The 5,000-nt window shown below is 53.6% G+C and carries 4 protein-coding genes, 3 tRNA genes and 2 rRNA genes (1 of these 9 running past the window's edge); all 9 read right to left on the minus strand.

What is annotated here, in order from left to right; all coding sequences use genetic code 11:
* A partial coding sequence (locus tag U8L64_RS03665; RefSeq protein WP_333394106.1) for a GTP-binding protein occupies positions 1-195 on the minus strand: 195 nt, incomplete at its 3' end.
* Between the two features lie 85 nt (positions 196-280).
* Positions 281-356: transfer RNA gene (locus U8L64_RS03670), tRNA-Thr, on the minus strand.
* 24 nt (positions 357-380) lie between these two features.
* Positions 381-454 (minus strand) — tRNA-Gly (locus U8L64_RS03675).
* Between the two features lie 25 nt (positions 455-479).
* Positions 480-564 (minus strand) — tRNA-Tyr (locus U8L64_RS03680).
* Positions 565-695: 131 nt separating this feature from the next.
* Positions 696-1,379 carry an SPOR domain-containing protein gene (locus U8L64_RS03685; protein WP_333394108.1) on the minus strand — a complete coding sequence of 228 codons (684 nt, stop codon included), beginning with the start codon at positions 1,377-1,379 and terminating at the stop codon, positions 696-698.
* A gap of 13 nt (positions 1,380-1,392) precedes the next feature.
* Positions 1,393-2,130 (minus strand): type III pantothenate kinase, encoded by a 738-nt coding sequence (locus U8L64_RS03690; protein WP_333394111.1) that lies wholly within the window; start codon positions 2,128-2,130, stop codon positions 1,393-1,395.
* Positions 2,127-3,083 (minus strand): bifunctional biotin--[acetyl-CoA-carboxylase] ligase/biotin operon repressor BirA, encoded by a 957-nt coding sequence (gene birA, locus U8L64_RS03695; RefSeq protein ID WP_333394114.1) that lies wholly within the window; start codon positions 3,081-3,083, stop codon positions 2,127-2,129. Before birA ends, U8L64_RS03690 begins: the two co-directional genes overlap by 4 nt.
* 120 nt (positions 3,084-3,203) lie before the next feature.
* A 5S ribosomal RNA gene (rrf, locus tag U8L64_RS03700) occupies positions 3,204-3,319 on the minus strand.
* Between the two features lie 129 nt (positions 3,320-3,448).
* Positions 3,449-5,000, minus strand: a 23S ribosomal RNA gene (locus U8L64_RS03705) (it continues 1,339 nt past the right edge of the window).

Raw genomic sequence — 5,000 nt, forward strand, 5'->3', positions numbered from 1 at the left:
GGTGTTGATGGTGATACCACGAGCCTTCTCTTCCGGCGCGCTGTCGATCTTGTCGAAGTCGACACGAGCGGAACCGAACACTTCGGAGCACACACGGGTCAGCGCAGCAGTCAGAGTGGTCTTGCCATGGTCAACGTGACCAATGGTGCCGACGTTGACGTGCGGTTTATTACGTTCGAACTTCTCTTTAGCCATCGAGACCGTCTCCCATCGTTGAATTGAGCTAGTCACGCCACCATTAAAACAAAGGCAGATATTTTCATATCTGCCTTTGTCGATTTGGAGCTCATGAGCGGATTTGAACCGCTGACCTCACCCTTACCAAGGGTGTGCTCTACCAGCTGAGCTACATGAGCAAAGCACTGCGCAAACTTCAAACCTGGAGCGGGTAGCGGGAATCGAACCCGCATCATCAGCTTGGAAGGCTGAGGTTCTACCACTAAACTATACCCGCTTAAGCCGAGGCTTACGCTTGAATCTGGTGGAGGGGGAAGGATTCGAACCTTCGAAGTCTATGACGTCAGATTTACAGTCTGATCCCTTTGGCCGCTCGGGAACCCCTCCAAAGTGAGGCGGCATTTTCATTTCTTGCCACCCTACTGTCAAGCGATTTCTCATATAAATCTTGAGGTTAGCTTTCTGACAGTCCGCTTGCAAAAGTGCTGCGACTCAGCACCCCCGAAGCGCGCGCCATTCTATTCAAACAGCGCGGAGCTTGCAACGCCTGCACAGGACTTCTGCTGATGCTTCATCGCAGGCATCTGCTCTACCAGACTCCCGAGCAAGGCCTCACTCAACAGTTCACGACTCTCGGGCTCCACACGAAGCCATTGGGTTCGGTGCGCTCTAGGCAATTCGCGCACAAGCGCCGCATAGCCAGCAGCCCCCAGGCGACTCACCACCCCCTCCGCCGAATCCTGGCGAGAAAAAATACCTAGCGATATGCCATTGCTGAGGTCGCCGACGCTAATGATATAGGCATCAATATTGCGCGACTGCAATTCTCGCAACTGCCTTAGCGATGCCTGGCGAGAAGCCAGCGGCGGCAAATAAACCCAATAATCGACGCCAACGGTTGTCTCCATCACCTGGAGGCTCGACCGGACATCTAGGCTCAGCAAGCGCTGCTCGAGCGCCCGAACGGTGTCCTCATCATCAAAGCCCCCTAAAAAAAGGCAGGTAACATCTTTTTCTGGAAGTACTTGTGGCTGCTTGTTGGGAAGCCGAGCCGACTCGCTCAACAACGCTATTTTGGAGCCGACCTCACTACCATACGACAACGAGGGAGCAACCTGCTTGGCCTGCAGCGGCGACTGCTGAAGCTGAAATGCGTAGTAGAGAATATTCAAAGTGAACAGCAACAAAAACAACCAGCGCATCCGTACCTCGCGATTAGGGACAAGCAATAGCTAAGCCACGAAACACCAAATCTGGAATATGCCGCACGGCTGGAATATCTATGATAAGGGCCGCGTCCCCGCCAGTCGCAAATACAGTGACATCATCCCTAAAAGTCGATCTGGCACACTCGATTTGAGTCTTCACAAAAGACCGAAGCATCAATAGACACCCCCTCTCGACCGCCTCAGCAGTTGAGCGTCCGGGGACAAGCTCTTGCGCGGCGCTTACCGCCTCTATGCGATCGTACCGAACGCGCTGAGTATGCGTCTGTAGCTGATGACGTAACAGCGGCATACCTGGAGCAATGTACCCACCAAGATGGATGCCACTACCGCTTATAAGGTCCGCCGTCACTGCTGTTCCTAGATCAAGTACTAGAGCGGCGCGAGCGTCCATATTGTAAGCCGCCACAATTGCTAGCCAGCGATCCAATCCAAGGCGCGCATAATCGTCATATCCATTAACCACGCCACCTAGCTCTCTGGATGACCGCGCACAGGAGATCCGTACCCCCAATGCTCCCTCGAGACTGCTGCACAGCCGTTTGGTTTCCGCATCACTTCGCACACTCACCATGCGTCCTCTGGCGAGCGGTTTTGAACATGCAGAAACGCTCTGCAGCAATTCAGAAACTGAAACAGCGACGCCCCCCGACAGAGACTCGTTAGTTTCAGCGTCTAGGACGCGCCACTTAATAAAACTGTTACCACAATCGAGCTCGAGAATCATGGGACGAGCCTCAAGCTCAGCTCACCGCTGTTGAAGCTTTTTTCAACCCCCTCCACTTCCAACCGCAAGCCCCCCATGTCATCTATCCCAACAACCCGACCATACACCTGCTGGGAGGCTGTACTTAACACACAGTCGCGCCCCTGCCAGATATGCTCGCGCTCCCATTCCTCCCGAATAGAAGCAAAGCCGTAATCAGTATGGCGCTGCAAATACCTATGTAAGATGTCGCTCAGGCAGGTCACAACCAAATTCCGATCAATCAAATGGCCAAGCTCCGCGCGAATCGAGGTCCATGGCTGATCGATCTGCTCTTTGGTAGAAACCATATTCACATTGATGCCAATGCCGACAACCACGTGGCACACATCTGCCGGATCTCCAGACAATTCGAGCAAAACGCCTGCCAGCTTCTTCCCCCCGGCATAAACATCATTCGGCCATTTGAGTCCAGCTTGCCGCACCCCGAGATTGCGCAACGAAACCATAACTGCCAATCCCGCAACCAGACTCAACCCTGAGAGCTGCTGAAAGCCACCCGTAATTCTGTAGGCCAAGCTGTAATAAAGATTCTGGGCGACTGGACTAATCCACTTTCGGCCACGCCGCCCGCGCCCGGCCCTCTGAGTTTCCGCCAGAACGACAAATGGCGGCTGCGCGCCGGCAGATAACAAACGCAAGGCTTCAGCGTTTGTTGAATCCACACTGGGGTATAGAAATAGCGGCCACTTCGGTGACAGCAAATGCCCCTGCAACGCAGAGCCATCCAACAACGACAGCGGTTCAGCCAAACGATAGCCGCGCCCCCGCACGCGGTACAGATCGATACCGTATTCCTCCTCGATCCGCCCTATATTTTTCCAAACAGAGCCTCGACTGACGCCCAATACATCTCCTAGCTCTTGCCCCGAATGGAAACGACCGTCCCCCAGCAACTGCAGCAGTTTATTCATTTCCAGCCCTCACAACAGAGCGGCATCATATCCAGAGAACACTCAATCGCCTAACGTGCTTTTCGAGCTGCAAAGACAAACCCCCGAACCGCGCAAGCGGATCGGGGGTTTGGGATAGAAGCTTGACGATGACCTACTCTCACATGGGGAGACCCCACACTACCATCGGCGATGCGTCGTTTCACTACTGAGTTCGGGATGGGATCAGGTGGTTCCAACGCTCTATGGTCGTCAAGCAATTCGGTTGCTGCCTCGGTTTAGCCGCTGCAGCGAATTGGGTATGTGATGCTGGTAACGCGAATTCTTGCAAATTTTCGGTTTGTTTGTCGACTTACCGTCTAACAGCCAAATTGTTTGGGTGTTATATGGTCAAGCCTCACGGGCAATTAGTACTGGTTAGCTCAACGCCTCACAACGCTTACACACCCAGCCTATCAACGTCGTAGTCTTCGACGGCCCTTCAGGGAGCTCAAGGCTCCAGTGAGATCTCATCTTGAGGCGAGTTTCCCGCTTAGATGCTTTCAGCGGTTATCTCTTCCGAACATAGCTACCCGGCAGTGCCACTGGCGTGACAACCGGAACACCAGAGGTTCGTCCACTCCGGTCCTCTCGTACTAGGAGCAGCCCCTCTCAAATCTCAAACGTCCACGGCAGATAGGGACCGAACTGTCTCACGACGTTCTAAACCCAGCTCGCGTACCACTTTAAATGGCGAACAGCCATACCCTTGGGACCGGCTTCAGCCCCAGGATGTGATGAGCCGACATCGAGGTGCCAAACACCGCCGTCGATATGAACTCTTGGGCGGTATCAGCCTGTTATCCCCGGAGTACCTTTTATCCGTTGAGCGATGGCCCTTCCATACAGAACCACCGGATCACTAAGACCTACTTTCGTACCTGCTCGACGTGTCTGTCTCGCAGTCAAGCGCGCTTTTGCCTTTATACTCTGCGACCGATTTCCGACCGGTCTGAGCGCACCTTCGTACTCCTCCGTTACTCTTTAGGAGGAGACCGCCCCAGTCAAACTACCCACCATACACTGTCCTCGATCCGGATAACGGACCAGAGTTAGAACCTCAAAGTTGCCAGGGTGGTATTTCAAGGATGGCTCCACGCGAACTGGCGTCCACGCTTCAAAGCCTCCCACCTATCCTACACAAGCAAATTCAAAGTCCAGTGCAAAGCTATAGTAAAGGTTCACGGGGTCTTTCCGTCTAGCCGCGGATACACTGCATCTTCACAGCGATTTCAATTTCACTGAGTCTCGGGTGGAGACAGCGCCGCCATCGTTACGCCATTCGTGCAGGTCGGAACTTACCCGACAAGGAATTTCGCTACCTTAGGACCGTTATAGTTACGGCCGCCGTTTACCGGGGCTTCGATCAAGAGCTTCGCTTGCGCTAACCCCATCAATTAACCTTCCGGCACCGGGCAGGCGTCACACCCTATACGTCCACTTTCGTGTTTGCAGAGTGCTGTGTTTTTAATAAACAGTCGCAGCGGCCTGGTATCTTCGACCGGCATGGGCTTACTGAGTAAATCATTCACCCTCACCGGCGCACCTTCTCCCGAAGTTACGGTGCCATTTTGCCTAGTTCCTTCACCCGAGTTCTCTCAAGCGCCTTGGTATTCTCTACCCAACCACCTGTGTCGGTTTGGGGTACGGTTCCTAGTTACCTGAAGCTTAGAGGCTTTTCCTGGAAGCATGGCATCAACCACTTCGCTTTCTAAAAGAAAGCTCGTCATCAGCTCTCGGCATTAAGACCCCGGATTTACCTAAGATCTCTGCCTACCACCTTAAACAAGGACAACCAACGCCTTGCTGGCCTAGCCTTCTCCGTCCCCCCATCGCAGTAACTAGAAGTACGGGAATATTAACCCGTTTCCCATCGACTACGCTCTTCAGCCTCGCCTT

Source organism: Pseudomonas sp. FIP_A4 (genome assembly GCF_036701605.1).
GTDB lineage: Bacteria > Pseudomonadota > Gammaproteobacteria > Pseudomonadales > Pseudomonadaceae > Stutzerimonas > Stutzerimonas phenolilytica.

Coding starts and splice junctions, on each gene's coding strand:
- U8L64_RS03685 (WP_333394108.1), bottom strand. CDS start 1,379: ATGCGCTGGTTGTTTTTGTTGCTGTTCACTTTGAATATTCTCTACTAC.
- U8L64_RS03690 (WP_333394111.1), bottom strand. CDS start 2,130: ATGATTCTCGAGCTCGATTGTGGTAACAGTTTTATTAAGTGGCGCGTC.
- birA (WP_333394114.1), bottom strand. CDS start 3,083: ATGAATAAACTGCTGCAGTTGCTGGGGGACGGTCGTTTCCATTCGGGG.